Genomic DNA, 24,614 nt, shown 5'->3' with positions numbered 1-24,614 from the left:
ACCATAAAGGTCTAACATGAAGAACACAAAAAGCATCTTTCAAAAAACATCTTTTGTAGTCGGCATTATTAGTTTCATACTCGCTATAGCCTGTGTAGTCGGGCTTTATCTTAAAATTGAGACACACAGTATAAACGATCCCATCGCTGTTGCTTTTTTAGCATCAACGTTTTTCTTTATCAGTGTTGGTTTTGTACTTGTATTTATATCGAAGATGAATATTCCGTCTTTTGACATGCAAATTGAATCTCAGGATAAAGGTTAATAACAGTAACATGCAAACTCATGCTTCATCAAAAGTCTGGTTTTTTTTAACGATTTTACCCAACTTTGTTATTTTACTGGGATCAACCCTCGTCTTTAGCGCATATACTTTTAAGTGGGGCGTGGAAAGCGACATACCGATAGCTATGTTATTAACGTTATTTTTTGCAGAAATTGGCATGGTTATAGCTGGTCTTGGTGTAGTTGGTTTTATTAAAACTAAACCTAAAACCACAAAAATTAAAGCGCTAGGATTCTGGAACGTTATATTGATGGTTACAGCCTGTGTAATTGGTTATAACATCTTCATGACTTTATAGTTATCTCAGACATGAGGCAGAATCAATTCCAGTAAAAATGCCATTTATCATTATTTTATTACTACTTTAGCCTTATAATCAGAGCGAAGCTCATAAAGTTAATCAGGGCATCTCTGAACCATGCAAGTAGAATTAGATAAATACACCGCTGATAAGGCAAAAACACCTCATAATATATTTTTATTAAATCTTGCGTTAATTCATTTATTGATGACACCGGCAACCCTGATACTGGAAATTGGTATTACAGGTTTATTAGTACCTTTAATATTTTCTCTCGCTATTATGTTTTATAGCCTGACTAAAAGTAGAAATTTGCAAGCAGGTGACCACTGGTTTATACATGCTCACTGGAAACTGGCCCTAAACCGTTACCGTCTGTTACTCATTTCATATGCCGTAACAGCAGGTTTAATGACACTAGGGCTACTGTTATCGACAGCCTCTCCCGATCCCAATATGCAGGATATTTTACATACTGTATTTATACGAATCGCAATCATGCCAACATTATTAATGGTAATGATTAATTTCTTTCTTGAATCAAGCGCTTTAAGCATGGCTGCAAAAGGAGAAATAGCTGACTCAGTTATAAAACAGCTTCCATTGGCCGTTAAACCTCAATAAGCTGAATAAAAATAGTTATTGATATAAGTAAATTCCTATCCATATTTTTGATAGACTACTTAAAATAATTATTTAAACAGAGTCTTTCAAATGCAATATTTCGATATTTTTAATGGTGATGCAGATGGCATCTGCGCCCTGCACCAAATGCGTCTGGCTAACCCGTTGGAAAGCACGCTTGTAACAGGAGTTAAACGAGACATTAATCTGCTTAAAAAAGTGCAAACTGAATCTGCAAGCCAGGTTCTGGTGCTGGATATCTCTCTGGATAAGAATCGTGATGATTTAAACCGACTACTGGAAACCGGCTGTAATATTCAATATTTCGACCATCATTTTGCAGGTGATATACCAGAGCATGAAAACCTGCAGGCAAACATTAATACCGACCCGAATGTATGCACCAGTCTGTTAGTAAATTCATATTTAAACAATCGATTTTTACCCTGGGCAGTAACTGCTGCGTTTGGTGATAATTTACACCAGTCAGCCATCAGCGCTGCAAAACCGTTAAACTTGTCAGACACCCAGTTGCAACAGCTAGAGCTACTAGGAACCTGCATAAATTACAATGGTTATGGCTCATCACTAGATGACCTTATTTTCACACCCGATGATTTATATAGAATAATTAGCCATTATGAAAACCCATTTGAATTTATTCAATCAAACGACAACTATAAGAAACTGGAAAGCGGTTATAAAGAAGATGTCACACAGGTTGAAAGCTGTAAACCAGCCTATGAAACAGATAATCACAGTATAACTATTTTACCCAATGAGAAATGGGCGCGTCGAGTAGGTGGTGTGTATGCCAATCAGTTAGCGACAGAAAATCAGGACCGTGCGCACGCGATGTTAACCCATCAGAATGATGATAGTTTTCTGGTGAGCGTGAGAGCGCCACTGAATAACAAAACCGGTGCAGATGAATTGTGCAGGCAGTTTGAAACCGGTGGTGGCCGAAAAGCGGCTGCGGGTATAAACAAATTACCTGCATCTGATTATGATTTGTTTGTTGAGAGATTTACTGCAGCGTTTGTTTAGGGTTTGTTTTATTTGTACTCTTCAATAGACATTTCTCAGTAACATTAACTGTTAAGAGCATGCACTGCCCTGACACATATCCCTCGGGGAAAGAGCATCTTTACCGCTCTGTCCCATGTTGTGATGCCATCAAAAGCACTACGAAGCCGACTCGTTACACTATCATTTCTTGGTGGTATCAATCAGGGGACAGAGTGCCAAAAAACGGCATTCTATCCCCGGTGGATATGTACCATAACAGCAGCATCCGCCTTATTCACGATGACAATTCATTCAAATCTTTGTCTTCTTTTGCCTGCAACTGATCAATTGCTTCATTAATCAGGTCACGAAGTATTTCAAGGTTACGTCGATCACCTGTGTAATAAACACCCAGATCATCACTACCGTCCTTTTGACCCGCGATAATAACACCTGGTGAATTTTGATCGAAATATTGGATTGCCAGATTCATTCACTTGCTCCAGTTTCTATTAACTGGAATAAGGATAAATAAATAATACAATTAGATCGGGTCATTTAATGACAATACACCATCAGGTCACGACACTTTCAGCCGCCCCTAAACGCACAAAAGCCCTTAAAAAAGGGCTTTTGTAACAACATGATGAATTTTTATTTATTCGTACGGATTACGCAGAACAATTGTTTCATCACGCTCTGGTCCGGTTGAAATAATATCAACAGGAATACCAACAACTTCTTCTAAACGCTTTAGATAATTAAGTGCATTTTGTGGAAGTTCATCTCTATTTTGTACACCAGCGGTAGATTCAGACCAACCAGGCATTTCTTCATAAACCGCTTCGCATTTTTCAATGGCATCAGCACCTACAGGTGGTAACTCTAAAGATTCACCATTGTAATTATATGAAGTACAAATCATCAATTTTTCAAGACCATCCAGTACATCCAGTTTTGTAATACATAAACCGGTAATACTATTAACCTGTGCAGAACGACGCATTGCTACACCATCGAACCAGCCGCAACGACGCTCACGTCCAGTTGTTGCTCCAAACTCATGACCTTTTTCACCCAGGTACTGACCAATATCATCAAATAACTCTGTCGGGAATGGACCTGCACCAACACGTGTCGTGTAAGCTTTAGTAATACCTAAAATATAATCCAGATCACATGGGCCAACACCAGAACCAGTACATGCACCACCCGCAGTACAGTTTGATGATGTTACATATGGGTAGGTACCCTGATCGATATCTAACAATGTACCCTGCGCACCTTCAAACATGATGTTTGCGCCATCTTTACGCAGGTTATGTAACATTGCAGGAATATCAGCAATCATAGAAACGATCTTGTCACGCATACCCGTGATTTCATCTAATACCGTCTGGTAATCAACCGCTTCTGCTTTGAAATAATTAACCAGTGCAAAGTTGTGATACTCCATTACACCTTTTAATTTTTCTTCAAATGTTTCCATATTTAATAAGTCACCTACGCGTAAACCACGACGGGAAACCTTATCTTCATATGCGGGGCCAATACCACGACCGGTAGTACCGATAGCTTTTTTACCACGGGCGATTTCACGCGCCTGATCTAATGCAATGTGATACGGCATAATCAGAGGGCAGGCTTCTGAAATTTTCAATCGCTGACTAGCAGGAATACCTTCTGCTTCTAACATGTTCATTTCTTCAAATAATGCTGAAGGTGATAACACCACACCATTACCAATTAAACACATTACATTGTCACGTAAAATACCTGACGGTACTAAATGTAAAACGGTTGTTTTATCGCCGATTACCAGTGTGTGACCCGCATTATGGCCGCCTTGAAAACGAACTACCGCAGATGCGCGATCAGTTAGCAAATCAACAATTTTGCCTTTACCTTCATCGCCCCATTGGCTTCCTAGTACAACTACATTCTTACCCATCAGATTAAACCTTCATTGAGATAATACAATTAATCAACAATCCATCTACCAGAAGCCAGTTTAAGCTCCTGATCACACCCAAGCTCTTTGGCTCCGCCTTTTTGACCTGGTAAAGATTGAATTACTTTTTCACCCTGTGCACGCAATTCCTGTATCGCACTCCATAAATCAGGGTCATCATCAGCTGGTGCAAAAATAGCATTTGATGTTAATGCGACTTTTTGCTGTGATAAATTTAATAACGTTTTTAGATCGGTACTAAAACCGGTTGCAGGTCTCGCTCGACCAAACACTTCACCGATATCATCATAACGACCACCGCGTGCCACTTCCTGACCTTCACCCGGTGTATATGCTGCAAACAATAAACCTGTGTGATAGTGATAACCGCGTAATTCAGACAGGTCAAAATGAATAGCAACATCACCAACCCGCTGTTTAAATTTTGTAACTGCCTGCTGTAGATAACTCAGCGCATCTTTAACTGAAACATCTGCATTTGAGAATTGTTTTTCTGCGTCCTGTAAACAACTTTCACCACCATGTAACTCAGGCAAAGCATTTAACATATCAGCCACTTTCTTATCTATAGACTGGGCATTAAGATACGCCTGAATTTCAGGAATCGCCTTGCGCTGCATCATCTCAAACAGAGTTGCTTCCTGCTCGTCATTAAAACCAGCCTGCTTTGTTAAGCCGCGATAGATACCAACATGTCCAATATCAATTGATATTTCATTAATGCCAGAAGCCCTTAATGTTTCTACCATCAAGCATAAAACTTCAACATCACTTTCTATTCCACCGTGACCATATAATTCGACACCGGCCTGAAACGGGCTACGACTGCTGCCAAAACCATCTGGTAGCGTACGCAATACTGTACCTACATAACAAAGACGATTCGGTGCGTCATTTTTTAACTGGTGTGAATCTATACGTGCCACCTGAGGTGTCATATCTGCTCGCACACCCATTAAACGACCGGTTAACTGATCGATTAATTTAAATGTCTGTAAATCAAGATCATGCCCCGTACCCGTTAATAATGAATCAAGAAACTCGATCATCGGTGGCATCACTAACTGATAACCCCAGCTTGAATATATATCGAGTATATTTCTGCGCAAACTTTCAAGACGAGCAGTTTCAGCAGGCAAGGCTTCTTCAATACCCTGAGGTAATAACCAACTATTATTTGATGTTGTGTTACTCATTATTTCTAAAAAATCTCTTAATAAAATAAATAATACTAATCATTATGTTAATGCGATTTAATTCTAGCTAACGCATTAAATATAAAAACACTACGCCTATCAACATACTGGCAAAACCAATTGTTCGCAGTGTTTTATCTTCTAACCTGCTGGCCTGTAACATAGTATCTCGCCAGCCTTTCGGACTAATGAAAGGCATTATACCTTCTATTACTAACACCAGTGCCAACGCGCTAAGCAGTTCGTTCCAGGCTATCATTGTAAACCTTTAAATTTAGCTGTTTTAAGTCCCTTCACTCTTATGCCATTACATAAGATTATTGCATTCCTGATCGCGAGCTAAAGCTTGCTCCTACAAGTTAATACCGTGTATTCATGCACACACCTTAAAAATTGCTCCTGCATTTTTAAGATACCGTGCATCCATGCACACAAAAGCCGGACATTTCTGTCCGGCTCAGGTAATAACGTTTATTACTTTGATTTACCGTTGGCGCTCTTAAAGTATTTAAAGAATTCCGAATCCGGGTCAATCAGCATTACATCACCCTTGCTCGCAAAAGTTCTCTTATACGCTTCCATACTTCTGTAGAAGCGATAAAAATCACGATCACGGCCATAAGCCTTTGCATAAATTTCAGTAGAAAGCGCATCACCTTCACCGCGCATAATTTCAGAATCACGGAAAGCTTCTGCTACCAGAACCTGACTTTGAGCATCTGCATCTGCACGTATACGAGTAGCCGCTTCTTCACCTTGTGAGCGATTTTCACGGGCTAAACGTTCACGTTCTGTACGCATACGTTCATATACGTTCTGGCTAATTTTTTCAGGAAAATCAATTCGCTTGATTCTTACGTCAACAACCTTAATACCCAGCTCTTTTGCTTTTGCATTAATATTACTGGTCAAGACAGTCATTATTTTCGTTCTGTCCTGAGCAATTACTTCCTGCACGGTACGCTTGGCAAACTCACTACGAAGTCCATCATCCACCATACGGTAAAGCAATGAAGCTGCATTTTGCTCACGACCACCAGATGTAGCCGTAAAGTAAACTGCTTCATCAACAATGAGCCACTTAACAAATGAATCAACAACCATGTGTTGCTTTTCTTTAGTCAGGAAACGCACCGGACGCTGGTCAATCGTTAAAACACGACCATCCAGCTTTTTAACTTCGTTAAATGGAAATGGTAATTTAAAGTGAATACCGGGTTCATAACCCACTTTATCAATTTTACCAAATGCCAGAAGAATTGCTTTTTCACGCTCATCAACAAAGAATGTGCAGGTATAAGCTACGATTAATACGAGGGCTACAATAATGCCAATTATTTTATTCATTATCTTGCCTCCCTTGAGCGTGACGAACGGTTTGTAAAGTCAGTGTTATCAAAATTACTACTACGTGTATTATCAATTAAACGACCAGCTCTCTTCACCGCATTTCCACTGACATCACTATTTTGTAACATCTTATCCAGTGGTAAATAAATCATATTATTTCCACCTTCAACATCCACCATAATTTTACTGGACTGAGATAAAACTGCTTCAACCGTTTCTATATACATACGGTCACGGGTAACAGCAGGCGCTTTACGATATTCTTTGTAAAGGCTTGTGAAACGTTTAGCTTCACCTTCTGCACGAGCAACTACTTCCTGCTTATAGGCTTTAGCCTGTTCTAACATTCTTGCAGATTCACCACGAGCGGTAGGTAAAATTTCATTACGATAAGCTTCTGCCTGATTCTTTAACTTGTCTTCGTCTTCCACAGATTTGGTTACATCATCAAATGAGGCTTTAACCGCTTCAGGTGGTTTTGCTTCCTGCATGTTTACACGAAGAATCTGTAAACCTGATTTATAACTATCAAGGATCTGCTGAGTGGTTTCCTGTGTGCTGATCGCGATATCTTCACGACCATCACCAAACACATAATCCATGGTGCTACGGCCTACGTGTTGACGTAATGCACTTTCAGTCGCTTCTCCAAGAGTTCGAACCGGGCTACGCATTTCGAAGAAATAATCTTCAGCATTACCTACCTGATATTGCACGGTGATTTCAATATCAATGATATTCTGATCCTGAGTCAGCATTGTGCCCTTAAGTGAATATTCGTGAATATTACTCACATCCACCTTAAGTACCTGCTGTATCGGAGCTGGAATATGCCAGTGCAGACCAGACTCAACCGTATAAGAGTGCTTGCCGAATGTTAATACTACACCCCGCTCAGCCTCTGCAATCTTGTAAAGACCTGTAGCTAACCAGATGATCGCTGCAATGACGACTAATGCAATGATTCCACCCTTGCTACTACCTGAAGAGGTGCCGCGACCAGAACCACCTGAACTACCTAATATACCATTAAGTTTATCCATGAACTTTTTGAACACTTCATCAAGGTCTGGCGGACCATCGTTACCACCACGGTTACCCCATGGGTCTTTATTCTTGTTTCCACCGGGCTCATTCCAAGCCATCAGCAACTCCAGCTATAATCAATTTTTAAGAGAGCGGATTGTAACCTGTCTGTAACAGAAACAGAAGGCATGAGTGAGGCAATTATTTAAGAATAGAGACTTCGCGGCCACGAGTTGTAGACAATTTTCATATTAGATATTATGAACTTAGCTATGTAACTGATGCAGAGCCTACGATAAAGGTGTTAATAGACATCTTCTAGCGGTGCCACATAATCATCCGGTAGTAGTAAATGCTCAGGCACTGACTCCCGACTGGCCATTTGAAGAAGATCTCGTCTGGGTATATTAATTTGCAGAACAAACTGCCCCTGTTCATCCACCTTCTCGTCATCAACTGCATTTATACCATAGAGCAGCGCTCTTACCCTTCCATCGGCCGGTGACAGACATAACGAGCCTTTAACCAGATCCTGCTTAAAGTGCTCAGCTAGTACCTGATGTATCAGATCCAGCCCCTGATTTTCAATAGCAGACACCCAGATTCGTTTAACCTTCCCCTGCTCATCACGATCAATACGAGGCTCAATCTCAAGCCGGTCAATTTTATTCATGATCTGAATCTGAGGCACTTTCATCGCACCAATTTCCTGCAGCACCGTTTCCACCGCATGAATATTGTCCAGACGCATATCATCCGAGGCATCAATAATATGAAACAATAAATGAGCCTGCTCTGTTTCCTGAAGAGTAGAGCGAAATGAATCAACCAGATCGTGAGGTAAATGACGAATAAACCCCACCGTATCTGCCAGAATGATCTCGGAGCTATTATCTATCTTGAGTCTTCTTAACGTCGGATCCAGTGTAGCGAACAGCTGATCCTGTACATAAACTTCCGCATTTGTCAGGGCATTGAACAGGGTTGATTTACCCGCATTGGTATAACCAACAAACGCAACGGTAGGCACTTCTGCTTTACGCCGGGCCATTCTGCCCTGCTCACGTTGCTTACGCACTTTCTCCAGACGCTTTTTAATTTGCTTGATACGCATACCCAGTAAACGACGATCCGTTTCCAGCTGGGTTTCACCCGGTCCGCGTAAACCAATACCCCCTTTCTGACGTTCGAGGTGAGTCCAGCCTCGAATTAAACGGGTAGATAAATGCTTTAACTGAGCCAGTTCAACCTGTAACTTACCTTCAAAGGTACGCGCCCGCTGGGAAAAAATATCTAATATTAAGCCGGTTCGATCTAATACCCGGCATTGAAACAATGCCTCCAGGTTTCTTTCCTGTGATGGACTAAGAGCATGGTTAAATAACACCAGCTCTATTTCTTCCGCTTCAACTAAATGCGCTATTTCTTCTGCTTTACCCTTACCTATAAAGTATTTGGCGTCCGGTGTTTTACGGTGCGAAGTAATGATATCGCGCACAGTCGCACCTGCAGATAACGCAAGCTCTTTAAATTCAGTTATATATTCGCGCTGACTTTCCGCGTTGAGATCAAGGTGAACAAGTATGGCCTGCTCGCCAATACCGGGACGATCGAACAATGTTAATTCTCTTTAAGATATAGAAAGGATGGGTTCATTATACACGTATTACTTAACTACCAGCTGATTTAGTCGGGGTCAGATATCGCCTTTTAATGTCTGACCCCTGTGTTGATTCCTGTCAGACTGGCAGAGTAGTTAATGACTCTGTATGGTTATTGGTGATTTTACAACAGGGGTCAGACTCGTAAAAGCCGAATCTGAGCCCGAGGGAGACGCGCCATGGATATGAAACATAAAAATAATTTTATTTAAACCAATACGTAAAACGGCTACCCATAGGTAGCCGTTTAGATAACGCGGTTGTATCCAGTAATTACATATTACCGCCGCCATTGCTCCCACTGTCCCCATTGTCATCATCATGGGTATTAGCCCAGCGAATCGCTCTTGCAGGCACAATAGTAGAAATAGCGTGTTTGTATACCATCTGGCTGACTGTATTACGCAACATAACAGCAAATTGATCAAATGACTCAACCTGCCCCTGCAACTTAATACCATTTACAAGATAGATAGATACGGGAACTCGTTCTTTACGTAGCGCGTTAAGGAAGGGTTCTTGTAATGATTGCCCTTTTGGCATGGTGTTTCTCCCAAAAATTTGTTGTAATTTTATATTTACACGCTCTAAAGAAGCGTGTTTATTTATTATTAATAAGCACTTATATAATGACGTTGATGCATAATTCAAGCCCTTGAATGTAGATCATAGTAAATTTTTAAGTTTTTTCAGTATTTTTAGATAAATGGCCTGATTTACATCATAAAAGTTAGCATTTTTCTCTTTACGTAACCAGGTCAGCTGTCTTTTTGCCAGTTGTCTGGTTGCTATAATTGCTCGCTCCGTCATTTCGTCATATGACATTAAACCATCAAGGTGCTCCCAGACCTGACGATAACCCACACAACGCATAGATGGCATTTCAAGATTTAAATCCCCCCGCTGTCTTAATGCTTTGACTTCATCGATAAAACCCAGTTCCAGCATTTGATGGAAACGCATTGCTATACGCTGTTTTAATAAATCACGATCTTCAGGAAAAAAGGCTATTTTCACAAGATTATAAGGTAGAGACTGTGAGCTTTGTTGTTGCCAGAAATCAGTTAGAGTCCGACCGCTTATTTCATATACTTCCAGGGCTCGCTGTATACGCTGAGGATCATTCTGATGAATGCGCTCAGCAGAAACCGGGTCAATTTGTTTCAGACGATCATGCATTACCTGCCAGCCAAATGCTTTCGCATCCTCTTCCAGCTGGGCTCGAATACTCTCATCAGCCGCAGGTAACTCTGACAAACCTTCCTGTAAAGTTTTGTAATAGAGCATTGTACCGCCCACCAGCACCGGCGTTTTACCCCGGCTGATGGTGGACTGTATTTGGCTTAATGCATCTTCGCGAAAGCTGGCTGCAGAATAAGACTCAGAGGGGTCAATAATATCAATGAGTTTATGAGGTGCTCGAGCAAGTTCCTCAGCACTGGGTTTAGCCGTACCAATATCCATTTCACGATAAACCAGTGCCGAATCAACACTGATCAGTTCACAACCGAATTGTTCTGCACACCGAATCGCCAACTCGGTTTTACCTGCAGCGGTTGGGCCCATTATCATGATGACAGTCGGGCTGTCAGTCGGGGCGTTGGTTGGGCGCTGGATGATTAGGTCGGTCATACAAAATAGTCCTAAGCCTTAAGTCTTAAGTCTTAAGTCAAAATCAAAAGCTTTTTTCAGGCGCCTGCGGCGCCCCGGCTTTGACTTACGACTTAAGACTGATGACTTACGACTATGTTCACTGCCCCCTCATAAACCATTTATCTATGGCATCTAAGCTAAATTCTGTCCAGGTCGGACGGCCATGATTACATTGTCCGCTACGCTCCGTTGTTTCCATATCTCTTAACAATGCATTCATTTCTGGAATGGTTAAACTTCTATTGGCTCTCACTGAACCATGACAGGCCATGGTACCAAGCACATGATTAATTTCATTTCGAATACGCTCCGAGCTGCCATAACTTAATAAGTCAGATAATACATCTCTTACCAGCGATTCAGCATCTGCTCGAGCTAAAACAACAGGAATTTGACGAATACGCAGAGATTCTGGCCCACTACGATCTAACTCAAAACCCAGCTCGGTAAATATACCTGTTTGCTCTTCAGCTAAATTCGCTTCTTTCTCACTCAGGCTCATGCTAATTGGCACCAGCAACGGCTGTGAAGCCAGTTCACCCTGTTGCATATCCTGCTTCATACGCTCATACGTAATACGCTCATGAGCGGCGTGCATATCAACAATCACCATTCCATTTGCCGTTTGTGACAAGATATAAATGCCGTGTAATTGTGCAATCGCAAAACCCAGAGGTGGAATCTCATTTAATTCATCTGAGTTCTGTTGTGAGTCATTAGCAGGCAAAGCACCTGACATATTAGAACTGGATAGATTTGCATAAGCCCGGATCTGCTCATTAACCTCTAACGACATGCTATTTTGACGAGTTGGCCCGCCATAATTTGAAATACCGGAAAGTGATGTTTGCAAAGGTTGAGTCATAACTGAATTTACATTATTTAACTCACTGGAAACAGAATCAGGCTCCCCTGAATTAATAGCCTCTGGACGCACGTCAGCCAGTGCTTTATGAATCCCCCTAAACAGAAAATCATGAACCAGACGCCCTTCTCTAAACCGCACTTCATGTTTAGTTGGATGTGCATTCACATCGACCATGGCAGGATCAAGCTGTAAAAATAAGACATACGCCGGATGGCGACCGTGATAAAGAACATCCTGATATGCCTGACGCACTGCATGAGTAACCAGTTTGTCACGAATAATACGACCGTTTACAAAGAAGTACTGCATGTCGGCCTGTGAACGGGAAAAACTGGGCAAAGCGATCCAGCCATGTAATTTCAGATTAGCCGCTTCAAAACACATATATTGCGACTGTTCGATAAACGCATTGCCACATACTTCAGCAATACGCTGCTCCATCGACTTCTGATCATTAGCCGCACGCCAGTGTTTAATAACTCGTTGATTGTGACTTAGACTCACTTCAACATTAAAATGACTTAGCGCTATCCGTTTAACAACATCTTCAAGATGATTAAATTCGGTTTTTTCTGTACGTAAAAACTTACGTCTTGCGGGTACATTATAAAACAGGTCACGTACTTCAATCGTCGTACCAAAGTTATGTGCTGCGGGTGAGACTTCAGCACTTTGCTCATCCTGACCCTGAACTTTGAACCCATCTGAATTGACCTGACGAGACGTAATACTCATTCGACTAATCGATGCAATGCTGGGTAGAGCTTCACCTCTGAAACCCAGGCTTTTTATATGCTCTAAATCATCAAGATTACGAATTTTACTTGTGGCATGGCGAGATAAAGCCAGTGCCAGGTCTTCTTTATGAATACCCTGACCATTATCACGAATACGAATTAACTTGGTGCCACCCTGTTCAATATCAATTTCAATTTTAGTCGAACCTGCATCCAGGCTATTTTCCAGTAACTCTTTAACAACTGATGCAGGGCGCTCAACCACTTCACCCGCGGCAATCTGGTTAATAAGCTGGTTAGGCATTTGCTGGATACGACTGGACATGAATAACAGGCTACATTTGAAAAATGCGAGTGTAACAAGGTTTTGAGAATAAGAAAAAGAAAATGGAGATGAAGATACAGAAGATGCGTTGCTAATACCCACCTCAACAATTATGGGGTACTGACAAAGCTTACACTGTTATGGCACATCTCCATCGGGGAAAGAACGCCATTTTTTGGCGCTCTGTCCCCTGTTGTGATGCCATCAATAGTTTAACGGAGTCGGCTACTCTGTCAGTTCTTGGTGGTATGGGTTAAGGGGACAGAGCGGGAAAGATGCTCTTTCCCCGAGGGAGACGTTCCTTAACAAGACACAATATACCAAAGAAATAAATCTGATTAACTAACAGGTATATAGAGTTTTTTACCTACACGTAATTCATCATTACGCAATGAATTACGTGTTCGCAGATGCGACACAGGCAAATGGTATTTATCACTTATACCGGCCAGTGTATCACCGCGTTTAATGGTGTAATGCTCCTGTGCCTCAGACAACCAGGTTCCAGGAGGTGCTTTACGAGAGAAGTAATCATTCACACCACGTAAAATGGCTGTTGCCAGTTTGGACTGGTGCGCACTGCTACGCAGCTTACGCTCTTCTTTAGGATTAGAGATAAAAGCCGTTTCGAGTAAAATAGCAGGAATATTCGGTGCTTTTAATACAGCAAAACCTGCCTGCTGTACTTTCTTTTTATGTACACGCCCAACACGACCTAACTCTTTTAATACTTCATCGCCAATATCCAGACTGGACTCGATTGTTCCGGTTAAAGATAAATCGAGCAATACCTGACGCACCATTTTATCTTTATGGTTTAAATCCACATCACCAAATAACAGGTCAACTTTATTCTCTTTTTCAGCAAGTAAACGAGCTGATTCAGATGTTGCACCGCTTACTGATAATGCATAAACGGAAGCACCTCTGGCACGCACATCCGGAAATGAATCCGCATGTATTGAAATCATTAAATCTGCATCCAGCTCATGTGCTCTTTTAATTCGCTCGCGTAATCGCATAAAACGGTCTGAGCGTCGAATTAACTCGCCTCTCATACCTTTAGTACCATCAATCGCTTTCTTCAGACGTTTAGCAATCTGCAGGGTAACCTGTTTCTCATGAGTACCTAAACGACCTGTTGCACCCGGATCATTTCCACCATGCCCGGCATCAATTGCAACAACAACATCTCTCAATTTTTTCTTCTGAACAACTTCTCGTTTTCTACTTCCCGCCTGTTCTTTAACATCAATTACGAGACGATAGCCATTATTACCTTTCGGTTCTAATAGAAAGCTATTAGGGGTAGTGCGAGATTTAAGGTCTAACACGATACGTAAATCGTGCATTTTACGCACACCTGTGCGAATACCTTTAAGTTGTGTACTGTGTAATTCTTCAAGCACGCCTGCATTCATTAAACGCGTCTGCTTTAAATCGATAACCAGTCTTTCTGGTTTATGCATACTAAAAAGGGAATAATCTACCGCGCCATCAAGATCAAATACGAGACGTGTTTTACTCGGCTCACGTGAAATACGAATATTTTGAACTTGTGTATAAGAGCTTGCAGCGTTTGTTAAAATCGGTGCAGCAGCGAGTGTACCTATACCAGCAAGCTGGCTGGTTAGCTGTGATAAAAATTTTCTTCGCTGTTTTTCCATCTTGCACCTCAAAACATCTGAGTTAAGTGATTTGTTCATTTTTTCGATGCAACAAAAATACACATCGGGATATTAATCAATCTAATACCTAGTTTGGCAAGTTTCCTGAGAAATGCAAGTATGAATTAATGTTTTTATTAACAATTTTAATAAGATAGGAGATATTTCTAATCTAATTAATTAGATAGAGCATCAAGGGTAAACAAACCTTTGTCAGTAATTGCGCTGAGAACACAGCTTCTACCCTGAAATCCTGCCTGATTTTTATAACTAAGCTGACAAAGTAAATCCGCTTCGGGTAAATAACCTTCCGCTTTCTCAGGCCATTCAATTAAGCAGATAGACTGTCCGTCAAAATAATCGCGGCCACCCGCATATTCCAGCTCATCAGGTGTGCTCAGGCGATATAAATCAAAATGATATATCTGTTGTTTACCAATAAGATATGGCTCTACCAGCGTATAAGTTGGACTTTTCACATTCCCGGTAAAACCCAGTGAGTGCAAAAAGCCTCTAACCAGTGTTGTTTTGCCTGTTCCCAGATCACCATCAAGGAAAATGACAGTGCCTGGCTGCGTGCTGGTAGCAATAGAAGCAGCTAACGTTAGCTGCGCTGTTTCATCTTTTAAAAAAAATTCCAGTTTATTTATCATGACTTTATGTATTCATCAACTGTCGAATATGGGGAAATAAATCACTTGCCAGTAAACCGGTTTGTCCATCTGCTGCAGCCATATCCCCGGCCATACTATGAATACAAACAGCCAGACTACTTGCCAGCGACAGCTCATAACCCTGAGCAATTAAGCTGCCGACGAGTCCACTTAATACATCACCCATTCCTGCAGATGCCATTCCCGGGTTTCCATAGGGGCACAGCTGAATCAGCTGATCAGGTGATAACAATAAACTGCCCGCACCTTTTAAAATAATTTGCCCACCATACTTTAACTGTAACATTTCGATACTGGTAAAACGCGACTCCTGAATGGCACTGGCATTCAAACTCTCTTTCTCTGCGTTATGGTCAATAAGTAAAGCCGCAGCTTCACCCGCATGAGGCGTCAATACCCAGTCATTACGTGGTCCATCCTCTACACTTAACAAACGCAAAGCCCCGGCATCAATTACTTTTGGGGCAGAACTTTCCAGTGCAGAAGACAATAAATTCTGAGACCACAAACTATCAGTTAACCCCGGCCCAATAACAATTGAAGATGCTTTAGAAAGCAGATCTGGTGAAACATGGCCATCATCACTTGCACTTAACATCAATTCAGGGCGCCCTGCCAGTAAAACACCCACATGCTCTTTATGACTCACAACAGTCACAAGACCTGCACCCGACCTGAGTGCTGCTTCTGCTGCCATTCGTATCGCTCCGGGCATTCCTTTGTCCCCACCCAGAATAAATACATGCCCTAACTGATGTTTGTGTGAACTGGATTTTCTAACCTTAATTTGTCTTTTCAGATATTCCCAGTCCAGTAAATGAGCCTGCTCATCCTGACGCTTATAAACACCTGACGGAAGTGATAAGTTATCAAATAAAATTTCTCCGCAATAATCCACAGCCAGGTGAGTAAACATGCCTTTTTTCAAAGCAATAAACGTCATCGTCGAATTTGCTTTTACAGCATGAGCAGCAATTGCCCCTGTATCCGGACAAAGCCCTGAAGGTATGTCAACTGAAATGACCGGTTTGCCGCTACTGTTAATCGCCTTAATTAAGCTAGCCCATTCACCTTCAACCTGTCTTTTCAAACCGGTACCTAATAAGGCATCAACAATCACATCACTTTTTTGTAATAATTTATCTGAAAACCGACTTAATTGCTGACCCTGAGAATTCCAGTCTTGCCAGGCAAGTTTTGCATCTCCTTTTAATTTGCCTGTTTCTACCAGACTAATCACTTTTACATTTAAACCTGCAAGTTTGGCTAGCTTGGCAATGACATAACCATCACCCGCATTGTTACCAGCACCACAACATATAAGTATTTCTTTTGCCAGAGGGTAGGTGTTTTGCAAATGATTAATTGTGGCTTTTCCAGCACGTTTCATTAACTCGTAACCGGGAATTTTAAATTCATTAATGGCAATAGCGTCAAGATTACGCGTCGCTTCAGCGCTGTATAATTTAATTGGATCAGGATTCACTGGAGTAGATTTCATTTGTTTATGATGCTTAATATAAGATTTAAAATCAATCAGATAATTTTTACTCTCGATTTTACAACCATCAAATCAGAAACTTTAACGGATTAAAAACACAGACATCCGATTCAGGGAGAAGGTAAAGATATAGTTTCCAGACAATAGTTTACAACTAAATTTTAGCCATAAACTGATGAAATAAAACATCCAGCTCGTCTGCCAGACCTGAGCATGAGTTCTCTCTCAACAGTTCAGCAACACACTCTACCGTGCATAAACCACCTTCAATCTGATTTCGCCTTAAACTATAATTAGAAACCTTTTCAGATGATAACTGCACTCTTGGAAGCGGATGTAAATAAGGACTACGATTATAAATTTTTCGTGCTTCCTGCCAGGTACCATCTATTAATATAAAATTTTCAAAACTTTGTGGATCAACAGATAATGTTGTTTCTTCTGCGGGGTAAACAAGTGCTGTAGCACCTGATTTAATTAATTGTAATAATTTTTTATCTGGCTGTGTACGTTGCCAGATTATTATTTGTGTATCTGGAATGAGCTGTTGAACCAGCTGACCTGTATTGGTCTTCTTTGATATTTCTCGAGAGTGGGTTAGTAGAATAAACTGCATATCGATGCATCAGTATGATACATCGATATATTCATCAGGCTACTATAATTTGATCACGGCCATCATTTTTTGCTGAATACATTGCCGTATCTGCTCTATTAAACAGGCTTTCACCATTATCCTGAATATTCAGGCATGCCATTCCAATGCTCACTGTTAGATCTACAAGCATGTCTTTTACCTTCAGCTCAATTTCTCTAACTGATTCTAAAATACGATCAGCTATAATATAAGATCTTTCACAATCCGTATTACCTAATAAAACAACAAACTCTTCACCACCGTAACGGAATAACATATCCGTAGTACGAATACATTGCTGTATTGAATCGGCAACCAGTATCAATGCATCATCACCCACTTTATGACCAAATATATCGTTTACTTTTTTAAAGAAATCAATATCGATTACCAGCATTGTGAAGTCCTGACCATGACGTTGAGCCAGGCTTATTTCACGGTCTAAAGATTCATTAAATGTAGAGCGATTTTTTACACCGGTTAAAGCATCTGAATGAGCTAACAACACTGCCTGTTTATGTACAATTGCATTACGCAGCGGATAAACCAGAAGAGTCAGCATATTTTCCAGCAGCACTAATTCAGACTCCGCAAATTTACGTCCCCTGAATAACTCTAACTTACCCAGATCAACATCTTCTATATGTAAATTATATGAACAGTGATGACCCTTTTGACGAGAATATTTAATTTGTGTATTAGGTTCGGCACAGTTGTAAGCAAAACCATCAAACAGAAGATATGAATGAATGTGTTCCATGAATTTGTTAATCACCCAGTCCACATCAAGTGACATTTGCAATGAAACGGCCAGATCAAGTCTTGCCTGTTGTTCTAGCTCACGGCTAAAACCTTTTGACTCCGACTTCTCAATATTTGTAAAAATATTTTTGACCTCTTTCAGTTCTTTGATCATTTCCTGTGTTGAGGTTTGGCTCTGCATGTTGGTAATTCCCGATTTAGTCTTAATCACCAATAAAGCGACAATTGTGCCAACTCGAACATGTATATTAATTAATCAATATTTATCAACAAGTTAGACATACAGATAATGAATATTGTTAGTATAATTTTACAAAAAAAGAATACAATTAACGGGTAATGACAGAAAGTTGGCGGCAATTAATTGCCACCGGAAGGATGTTATTGTTCAACAGGTAACAGGCAGGCACCCACTGAACCAGGCAGGCATTTCTCACCATTTACCCAGATTGCATGATCAAATATCGCCTGATTTAAATTTACCCCCTGCAACTTGCTGCCAACCAACTCGGCATAAGAAAGGTTGGCAGCAGACAGGTCTGCTCCCTGTAAATTTGCTTTGCGTAAATTAGCTCCCTTAAGGTTAGCATTCTGTAACTGCGCAGAAATGAGAATTGACTGGGAGAGATCTGCATAAGCCAAATTTGCACTCTGTAACTGAGTCGCTGACAGATCTGCCATCTGCAACTTGGCACTGCGGAAATTAACCTGTCTTAAGTCACGATTTCGCAATGTTTCACCCTGTTTATTACAGGCCGACCAGTTAATTCCCGGTTTTGCTGGAGCATCACAGTCTGCCAGTTTGAAATCATCTCTGCTATCACTTATATATAAACCAATAAACGTGAGCAATAGAAAACCGACTATACCTATATAAACAATACGACTATGCGAATTAACTTTATAACTCTTCATTACATCGTCTCGAATTTGACGATGTAATTGCATTAACTGCTCTTCATCTTCACGACGATTATCAATATCATCATCTTCGTTAACCTTTGAGCTACGTTCGTCTTCACGAATACGCGCCAGCATCAGTGCACGGTCACCCTGCTTGGTGCCCGCTTCTTTTACCACCTCTGGCACCATGGCAGAATATTCACTAACTGGAGACCAGTTATTCTTATCCTGACTAACTAATGTATCCAGCGTTATTCTGCCGAGTATCAGATACGAACCAATGAGTTTATTTGGAAATGGCCCCTGAACACTTTCTCCCTGTTTTATATACCAGCGGCCTTTATTTGTTTTAATCATGGGTAGTCACATTTATTACAGATAGCTTATTGATATATTAAACATAGCAATAAATGATCCAAACTGCATTTTGATTTTAAAATTGACAATTAATTTCAGGAAAGAATCCACTGTTTTGCCTGTTCAAGCTCAGCATAAGTAAAATGTTTTATTTCAGCATCAACAAAATGACTAACCAGAGACTCGGCCAGCGTCCCTACTACCGAATCAGTAGCAAATGCGATACGTTTAATATGAGTATGATGATTTTTTACGAATTTAAGATGCGAAACTAATGCAGAAAACGAATCCCACCCGGGAAAAGACTCACGGTGAATAATAAGACCATTGAGCTTGCCGCACTTCTCAATAAAAGGATCGATAGTTTCCGCTGCCGCCTGAAAGTCTTTTACATCCAGTGAACCAGTAGGTTCAATCAGAACAATTGAATTTTCTTTGTCTAATTTAATAATTAACACGCCCATCTCCTGATAAAGGATAAAAACTTATTTTCTTATCCCATAATAGCGCAAATCAACAAATCAGGGGCATCCTAGCCCTAGGGCTGCAGAACCGTCACACCACCCATATAGGGCTGTAGGACATCAGGCACATGAATACTGCCATCTGCCTGCTGATAGTTTTCCAGCACCGCAACTAATGTACGTCCAACTGCCAGACCAGAACCGTTAACCGTATGTAGTAATTCAGGTTTACCTGTTTCCGGGTTACGCCATCTGGCACTCATACGACGCGCCTGAAAATCCATAAAATTACTACAGGATGAAATTTCACGGTAAGCCTGCTGCCCGGGTAACCAGACTTCAAGATCAAACGTTTTTGCTGCTGAAAAACCTGTATCACCTGCACATAGTGTTAATACACGGTAAGGCAGATTCAGTTTCTGCAATATTTTTTCCGCATGTCCTGTTAATTCATCTAATGCTGCCCAGGAATCTTCAGGTTTCACCAGTTGTACCATTTCAACTTTTTCAAACTGATGCTGGCGAATCATACCACGGGTATCCCGGCCATAAGATCCTGCTTCTGATCTAAAGCAGGGGGTATGCGAAGTATATTTTACCGGCATGTCTTTGGCATCAACAATAGTGCCTCTTGCAATATTAGTAACAGGCACTTCAGCTGTTGGAATCAGGTAATAATTACTTTCACCAGTAAAGCTAAATAAATCTTCTTCAAATTTAGGTAACTGCCCCGTACCCCGTAAACTATCTGTATTAACTATATAAGGCACATAAACTTCTTCATAACCATGCTCAGAAGTATGCAGGTCTAACATAAATTGAATTAACGCACGATGCATTCTTGCCATAGCACCATGCATAACCACAAAACGTGAGCCTGCAAGTTTCGTTGCAGTTTCAAAATCTAACCAGTCGTTAGGCGCGCCTAACTCCACATGATCTTTAGCTTCAAAATCTAAAACAACGGGCTCTCCCCATTTTCTGATTTCGATATTATCATCTTCACATTTACCCGCTGGAACAGAATCATCCAGAAGATTTGGCATATCCATCATCATTTCATGAATTTGCAACTGCACTTCATCGAGCTGTTTTTTAGCTGCATCAAGATCATCACCCAATGTTGATACTTCTGCCAATAATGGTGCAATATCTTCACCATTAGCTTTGGCTTTACCGATGCCTTTAGATTTTGTATTACGCTCATTTTGTAAGTCCTGTGTTTTTACAGACAGGTCTTTACGTTTTACTTCGAGGTCATTAAATTTATTTACATCTAATTCATAACCATGTTTCGCCAGATTTTTAGCGATAGTGTCTATGTCTGTTCTTAATAATTTTTGATCTAGCATTTTAAATTCTGTTCTTTATAAAAATATTAATTTAATTCATCATTCCCGACAAAAGCATTCGAGAATAACGAAACATTTCAAACCATCGATTTAGCCCAAACAGTACCGACCCAAACAGCACTAATACAAACCACAACATTCAATAAAACATTTAACAACGCTTTTTGAATTAATCCTTGTTGTAATAAATCAACCGTATCCCAGGAAAACGTAGAGAATGTAGTTAGTGCTCCCAGCACACCTACAACTAAACCCAGTTTAACTTCCTGTGACACATTAAATTTTTCAATTAACAATACTGATAACAAACCAATTGCCAATGAACCAATAACATTTACAACCAAAGTACCATAAGGAAAACTTCGACCAAACCAGTTATAAATACCTGATGAAATCGAATAGCGGAGCACTGCACCCAATGCCCCGCCCATTGCTACAAAGAGTAATGCTTTCATAGGTAGATTAGATTAAGCCAATGTTACTGGTATAACTTTATCTGCTACATCTTTATATTCAGCGATCTCATGGAAATTAAGATAACGGTAAATATCATCTGCCATCGGTTCAAGGTGTTTTACTTTTTCCATGTATTCCGCCGCAGTTGGCAGATAACCCAGTGTTGCAGTTACCGCACTTAATTCTGCAGAGGCCAGATAAACATCTGCGTTATTACCTAAACGGTTCGGAAAGTTACGTGTTGAAGTTGAAATAACCGTTGAGTTATCTGCAACTCGCGCCTGATTCCCCATGCATAATGAACAACCCGGCATTTCAGTTCTCGCACCCGCTTTACCAAAAATGCTGTAGTAACCTTCTTCGGTTAACTGGCGCTCATCCATTTTAGTTGGCGGTGCAATCCACATTCTTGTAGGAATATTTGAAATACCATCAAGTACTTTACCCGCAGCACGATAATGACCAATATTTGTCATACATGAGCCAAGGAAAACTTCATCAATTTTTGTACCCTGAACATCAGATAATAATTTCACATCATCCGGATCATTTGGACAGGCTAGAATCGGCTCTTTAATTTCATTCAGATCGATTTCGATAATTTCTGCATATTCCGCATCTGCATCTGGTTCGATTAATTCAGGATTATCTAACCAGGCCTGCATTGAATCAATTCTACGCTGCAATGTACGCTGATCTTCGTAACCATTTGCAATCATCCACTTTAATAAAGTGATATTTGATTTTAAGTATTCAATGATAGGTTCTTTATTCAAACGAACAGAACAACCATTTGCTGAACGCTCAGCTGATGCATCAGATAATTCAAATGCCTGCTCAACTTTTAAATCAGGTAAACCTTCAATTTCTAATACACGGCCATTAAAGACGTTCTTTTTGCCTTTCTTCTCAACCGTTAATAATCCTTTTTGAATAGCAACATAAGGAATTGCATTAACCAGATCACGTAATGTAATTCCGGGCTGCATTTCACCTTTAAATCTAACTAATACCGACTCAGGCATATCTAATGGCATAACACCTAATGCTGCACCAAATGCAACTAAACCTGAACCCGCCGGGAAACTAATGCCCATTGGGAAACGAGTATGTGAATCACCACCAGTACCCACTGTATCTGGCAAAATCATTCGATTTAACCACGAATGAATTACGCCATCACCTGGACGAAGTGAAACGCCGGAACGTGATTGCATAAAGTCTGGCAGGTTATGTTGTAGATTTATATCAATCGGTTTTGGATAAGCTGCAGTGTGACAGAAAGACTGCATAACTAAGTCAGCTGAAAAACCTAAACAGGCTAATTCTTTTAACTCATCTCGTGTCATTGCACCGGTTGTATCCTGTGATCCAACTGTAGTAATAACAGGTTCACAATATGTGCCGGGGCGAATACCCGTAACACCACATGCTCGACCCACAATTTTTTGCGCCTGTGTAAAACCTTTACCTGTATCTACAGGATCTACCGGTTTCAGGAATGTATCGTTAGCAGGAAGCCCCAGATGTTCACGTGCACGGGTTGTTAAACCACGGCCAATAATTAATGCAATACGGCCATTTGCGCGCACTTCATCCGGCATCGTTGAAGGTCGTAAATCAAATTTACAAATTTCAGTGCCATCCATTTTTTCGATTTTACCGGCATATGGAAATATCGTAACAACATCACCGGTTTCCATTGATTCAACATCACACTCAATCGGTAATGCACCTGAATCTTCAGCAGTATTGAAAAAGATCGGTGCAATCTTGCCACCTAATACAACACCACCTTCACGTTTGTTTGGAACGAAAGGGATATCTTCACCCATGTGCCATAACACAGAATTAATCGCCGATTTACGTGAAGAACCTGTACCTACAACATCACCTACATATGCAATCGGGTGACCTTTCTTTTTAAGCTCGTCAATTGTTTCTAATGGGTTTTCCATTTTAGCAACTAACATAGACTTGGCATGCAATGGAATATCAGGACGACTCCAGGCTTCTGTTGCTGGAGATAAATCATCCGTATTAGTTTCACCCGGTACTTTATAAACCGTTACCGTAACTTCCTTAGGCATTTCAGATTTAGTTTCAAACCACTCCGCCGCCGCCCATGATTCTATTACCTGCTGAGCAAACTTATTGGTTTTAGCCTTTTCAGCAATATCATGAAACGCATCATAAATAAGCAACGTATGAGAAAGCGCAGTAACAGCCGCAGTAGCCGTTGCACTATCATCAAGACAGGCAATTAATGGCTGAATATTGTAACCACCTAACATCGTACCCAGTATTTCAACCGCTGTTACACGTGAAATTAGATCACAGCTAACCTCTCCCTTAGCCACAGCTGATAAGAATGCTGCTTTAACATAAGCCGCCTGATCAACTCCAGGTGGTACACGATGCACCAGTAACCCCATCAGTTCTTCTGGATTTTCTTTTCCAGGATTTTTGATTAATTCTATTAAATCAGCAACTTGCTGAGCATCAAGCGCTAATGGAGGTAGACTTTCTGCAGCACGTTCTTCAGCATGTTTATGGTAGGCTTCGAGCACGATAGATTCCTTATAAATCAGGTTTTAATATTTGGCGCATAGTATACCTGTTGCTGAGCGTTATTTCCTGTGTGATATCAATGCACTATAAAATTTTTGACTAAATACCACATATAAAATTCAGGCATCCGCTCATTTATTTACCTTTTAGGACAACACAATAAAAAAGCCCGCAAAACTGCAGGCCTCTCATCACACTTAAAGCTTATATTTAACTAAATTTATTTCTTACTCAAATAGTCTTCAACCGCAGCACTGATCGCA

General features: G+C 40.6%; 24 protein-coding genes. 4 read left to right on the top strand and 20 right to left on the bottom strand.

Annotation, left to right across the window (positions count from 1 at the left end; all coding sequences use genetic code 11):
- Window positions 1-16: 16 nt before the first annotated feature.
- The 4 genes from DIZ80_01510 to DIZ80_01495 all read left to right on the top strand — a co-directional run bounded on the left by DIZ80_01510 (window position 17) and on the right by DIZ80_01495 (window position 2,258).
- The gene (locus DIZ80_01510; GenBank protein RDH85634.1) at window positions 17-265 is read left to right on the top strand and encodes a hypothetical protein; all 249 of its coding nucleotides are present in this window, start codon (window positions 17-19) and stop codon (window positions 263-265) included.
- Window positions 266-275: 10 nt separating this feature from the next.
- Complete coding sequence (locus DIZ80_01505; GenBank protein ID RDH85633.1) at window positions 276-584, top strand: hypothetical protein; 309 nt, start codon at window positions 276-278, stop codon at window positions 582-584.
- A gap of 120 nt (window positions 585-704) precedes the next feature.
- Window positions 705-1,211: a hypothetical protein gene (locus DIZ80_01500; GenBank protein RDH85632.1), complete on the top strand. Its 507-nt coding sequence runs from the start codon at window positions 705-707 to the stop codon at window positions 1,209-1,211.
- A 90-nt stretch (window positions 1,212-1,301) separates the two neighbouring features.
- Window positions 1,302-2,258: an acetyltransferase gene (locus DIZ80_01495; protein RDH85631.1), complete on the top strand. Its 957-nt coding sequence runs from the start codon at window positions 1,302-1,304 to the stop codon at window positions 2,256-2,258.
- 256 nt (window positions 2,259-2,514) lie between these two features.
- Here the strand turns inward: DIZ80_01495 and DIZ80_01490 are convergent, their stop codons facing one another.
- The 20 genes from DIZ80_01490 to acnB form a co-directional block, all read right to left on the bottom strand.
- Window positions 2,515-2,712: a hypothetical protein gene (locus DIZ80_01490; protein ID RDH85630.1), complete on the bottom strand. Its 198-nt coding sequence runs from the start codon at window positions 2,710-2,712 to the stop codon at window positions 2,515-2,517.
- Window positions 2,713-2,877: 165 nt separating this feature from the next.
- Complete coding sequence (locus tag DIZ80_01485; GenBank protein RDH85629.1) at window positions 2,878-4,170, bottom strand: adenylosuccinate synthase; 1,293 nt, start codon at window positions 4,168-4,170, stop codon at window positions 2,878-2,880.
- A gap of 29 nt (window positions 4,171-4,199) precedes the next feature.
- Window positions 4,200-5,387 carry an ATP phosphoribosyltransferase regulatory subunit gene (locus DIZ80_01480; protein ID RDH85628.1) on the bottom strand — a complete coding sequence of 396 codons (1,188 nt, stop codon included), beginning with the start codon at window positions 5,385-5,387 and terminating at the stop codon, window positions 4,200-4,202.
- Window positions 5,388-5,454: 67 nt separating this feature from the next.
- Window positions 5,455-5,646, bottom strand: a complete 192-nt coding sequence (locus tag DIZ80_01475; protein ID RDH85627.1) for a DUF2065 domain-containing protein — start codon at window positions 5,644-5,646, stop codon at window positions 5,455-5,457.
- Window positions 5,647-5,861: 215 nt separating this feature from the next.
- Window positions 5,862-6,734: a protease modulator HflC gene (gene hflC, locus DIZ80_01470; protein ID RDH85626.1), complete on the bottom strand. Its 873-nt coding sequence runs from the start codon at window positions 6,732-6,734 to the stop codon at window positions 5,862-5,864.
- Window positions 6,734-7,882 carry an FtsH protease activity modulator HflK gene (gene hflK, locus DIZ80_01465; protein ID RDH85625.1) on the bottom strand — a complete coding sequence of 383 codons (1,149 nt, stop codon included), beginning with the start codon at window positions 7,880-7,882 and terminating at the stop codon, window positions 6,734-6,736. Before hflK ends, hflC begins: the two co-directional genes overlap by 1 nt.
- A gap of 185 nt (window positions 7,883-8,067) precedes the next feature.
- Window positions 8,068-9,381: a GTPase HflX gene (locus DIZ80_01460; protein ID RDH85624.1), complete on the bottom strand. Its 1,314-nt coding sequence runs from the start codon at window positions 9,379-9,381 to the stop codon at window positions 8,068-8,070.
- Between the two features lie 316 nt (window positions 9,382-9,697).
- Window positions 9,698-9,967 carry an RNA chaperone Hfq gene (locus DIZ80_01455; protein RDH85623.1) on the bottom strand — a complete coding sequence of 90 codons (270 nt, stop codon included), beginning with the start codon at window positions 9,965-9,967 and terminating at the stop codon, window positions 9,698-9,700.
- Between the two features lie 123 nt (window positions 9,968-10,090).
- Window positions 10,091-11,056, bottom strand: coding sequence for a tRNA (adenosine(37)-N6)-dimethylallyltransferase MiaA (locus DIZ80_01450; protein ID RDH85622.1), 966 nt, complete (start codon window positions 11,054-11,056; stop codon window positions 10,091-10,093).
- Window positions 11,057-11,174: 118 nt separating this feature from the next.
- Window positions 11,175-13,007 (bottom strand): DNA mismatch repair endonuclease MutL, encoded by a 1,833-nt coding sequence (locus DIZ80_01445; GenBank protein ID RDH85621.1) that lies wholly within the window; start codon window positions 13,005-13,007, stop codon window positions 11,175-11,177.
- Between the two features lie 338 nt (window positions 13,008-13,345).
- Entirely contained in the window at window positions 13,346-14,713 is a 1,368-nt protein-coding gene (locus DIZ80_01440; protein RDH85620.1) for an N-acetylmuramoyl-L-alanine amidase, read from the bottom strand.
- 137 nt (window positions 14,714-14,850) lie between these two features.
- Entirely contained in the window at window positions 14,851-15,327 is a 477-nt protein-coding gene (locus DIZ80_01435) for a tRNA (adenosine(37)-N6)-threonylcarbamoyltransferase complex ATPase subunit type 1 TsaE (protein ID RDH85619.1), read from the bottom strand.
- A gap of 4 nt (window positions 15,328-15,331) precedes the next feature.
- Window positions 15,332-16,849, bottom strand: coding sequence for a bifunctional ADP-dependent NAD(P)H-hydrate dehydratase/NAD(P)H-hydrate epimerase (locus tag DIZ80_01430; protein ID RDH85618.1), 1,518 nt, complete (start codon window positions 16,847-16,849; stop codon window positions 15,332-15,334).
- A 154-nt stretch (window positions 16,850-17,003) separates the two neighbouring features.
- On the bottom strand, window positions 17,004-17,465 hold the full coding sequence (locus tag DIZ80_01425) for a DTW domain-containing protein (protein ID RDH85617.1): 462 nt from the start codon (window positions 17,463-17,465) through the stop codon (window positions 17,004-17,006).
- Between the two features lie 34 nt (window positions 17,466-17,499).
- On the bottom strand, window positions 17,500-18,429 hold the full coding sequence (locus DIZ80_01420) for a GGDEF domain-containing protein (GenBank protein RDH85616.1): 930 nt from the start codon (window positions 18,427-18,429) through the stop codon (window positions 17,500-17,502).
- Between the two features lie 200 nt (window positions 18,430-18,629).
- Window positions 18,630-19,508 carry a hypothetical protein gene (locus DIZ80_01415; GenBank protein ID RDH85615.1) on the bottom strand — a complete coding sequence of 293 codons (879 nt, stop codon included), beginning with the start codon at window positions 19,506-19,508 and terminating at the stop codon, window positions 18,630-18,632.
- A 95-nt stretch (window positions 19,509-19,603) separates the two neighbouring features.
- The gene (locus DIZ80_01410; GenBank protein ID RDH85746.1) at window positions 19,604-19,966 is read right to left on the bottom strand and encodes a hypothetical protein; all 363 of its coding nucleotides are present in this window, start codon (window positions 19,964-19,966) and stop codon (window positions 19,604-19,606) included.
- An 80-nt stretch (window positions 19,967-20,046) separates the two neighbouring features.
- Complete coding sequence (locus DIZ80_01405) at window positions 20,047-21,324, bottom strand: serine--tRNA ligase (protein RDH85614.1); 1,278 nt, start codon at window positions 21,322-21,324, stop codon at window positions 20,047-20,049.
- A 77-nt stretch (window positions 21,325-21,401) separates the two neighbouring features.
- Entirely contained in the window at window positions 21,402-21,779 is a 378-nt protein-coding gene (crcB, locus tag DIZ80_01400) for a fluoride efflux transporter CrcB (GenBank protein ID RDH85613.1), read from the bottom strand.
- 12 nt (window positions 21,780-21,791) lie between these two features.
- Window positions 21,792-24,350 carry a bifunctional aconitate hydratase 2/2-methylisocitrate dehydratase gene (acnB, locus tag DIZ80_01395; protein RDH85612.1) on the bottom strand — a complete coding sequence of 853 codons (2,559 nt, stop codon included), beginning with the start codon at window positions 24,348-24,350 and terminating at the stop codon, window positions 21,792-21,794.
- Window positions 24,351-24,614: the final 264 nt, after the last annotated feature.

Source organism: endosymbiont of Galathealinum brachiosum (assembly GCA_003349885.1).
In the GTDB taxonomy this organism is placed as follows: domain Bacteria; phylum Pseudomonadota; class Gammaproteobacteria; order SZUA-229; family SZUA-229; genus SZUA-229.
Note: the sequence above shows the minus strand (reverse complement) of the source record. Positions and strands in the feature narration are given on the sequence as shown.

Bases quoted from the DNA above. Each gene is read 5' to 3' on its own strand.
- DIZ80_01455 (RDH85623.1), bottom strand. From the start codon at position 9,967: ATGCCAAAAGGGCAATCATTACAAGAACCCTTCCTTAACGCGCTACGT.
- DIZ80_01500 (RDH85632.1), top strand. From the start codon at position 705: ATGCAAGTAGAATTAGATAAATACACCGCTGATAAGGCAAAAACACCT.
- DIZ80_01480 (RDH85628.1), bottom strand. From the start codon at position 5,387: ATGAGTAACACAACATCAAATAATAGTTGGTTATTACCTCAGGGTATT.
- DIZ80_01475 (RDH85627.1), bottom strand. From the start codon at position 5,646: ATGATAGCCTGGAACGAACTGCTTAGCGCGTTGGCACTGGTGTTAGTA.
- hflC (RDH85626.1), bottom strand. From the start codon at position 6,734: ATGAATAAAATAATTGGCATTATTGTAGCCCTCGTATTAATCGTAGCT.
- DIZ80_01440 (RDH85620.1), bottom strand. From the start codon at position 14,713: ATGAACAAATCACTTAACTCAGATGTTTTGAGGTGCAAGATGGAAAAA.
- DIZ80_01445 (RDH85621.1), bottom strand. From the start codon at position 13,007: ATGTCCAGTCGTATCCAGCAAATGCCTAACCAGCTTATTAACCAGATT.
- DIZ80_01485 (RDH85629.1), bottom strand. From the start codon at position 4,170: ATGGGTAAGAATGTAGTTGTACTAGGAAGCCAATGGGGCGATGAAGGT.
- DIZ80_01510 (RDH85634.1), top strand. From the start codon at position 17: ATGAAGAACACAAAAAGCATCTTTCAAAAAACATCTTTTGTAGTCGGC.
- DIZ80_01425 (RDH85617.1), bottom strand. From the start codon at position 17,465: ATGCAGTTTATTCTACTAACCCACTCTCGAGAAATATCAAAGAAGACC.
- DIZ80_01435 (RDH85619.1), bottom strand. From the start codon at position 15,327: ATGATAAATAAACTGGAATTTTTTTTAAAAGATGAAACAGCGCAGCTA.
- DIZ80_01495 (RDH85631.1), top strand. From the start codon at position 1,302: ATGCAATATTTCGATATTTTTAATGGTGATGCAGATGGCATCTGCGCC.
- DIZ80_01415 (RDH85615.1), bottom strand. From the start codon at position 19,508: ATGATTAAAACAAATAAAGGCCGCTGGTATATAAAACAGGGAGAAAGT.
- DIZ80_01405 (RDH85614.1), bottom strand. From the start codon at position 21,324: ATGCTAGATCAAAAATTATTAAGAACAGACATAGACACTATCGCTAAA.
- DIZ80_01450 (RDH85622.1), bottom strand. From the start codon at position 11,056: ATGACCGACCTAATCATCCAGCGCCCAACCAACGCCCCGACTGACAGC.
- crcB (RDH85613.1), bottom strand. From the start codon at position 21,779: ATGAAAGCATTACTCTTTGTAGCAATGGGCGGGGCATTGGGTGCAGTG.
- hflK (RDH85625.1), bottom strand. From the start codon at position 7,882: ATGGCTTGGAATGAGCCCGGTGGAAACAAGAATAAAGACCCATGGGGT.
- DIZ80_01505 (RDH85633.1), top strand. From the start codon at position 276: ATGCAAACTCATGCTTCATCAAAAGTCTGGTTTTTTTTAACGATTTTA.
- DIZ80_01430 (RDH85618.1), bottom strand. From the start codon at position 16,849: ATGAAATCTACTCCAGTGAATCCTGATCCAATTAAATTATACAGCGCT.
- DIZ80_01490 (RDH85630.1), bottom strand. From the start codon at position 2,712: ATGAATCTGGCAATCCAATATTTCGATCAAAATTCACCAGGTGTTATT.
- DIZ80_01420 (RDH85616.1), bottom strand. From the start codon at position 18,429: ATGCAGAGCCAAACCTCAACACAGGAAATGATCAAAGAACTGAAAGAG.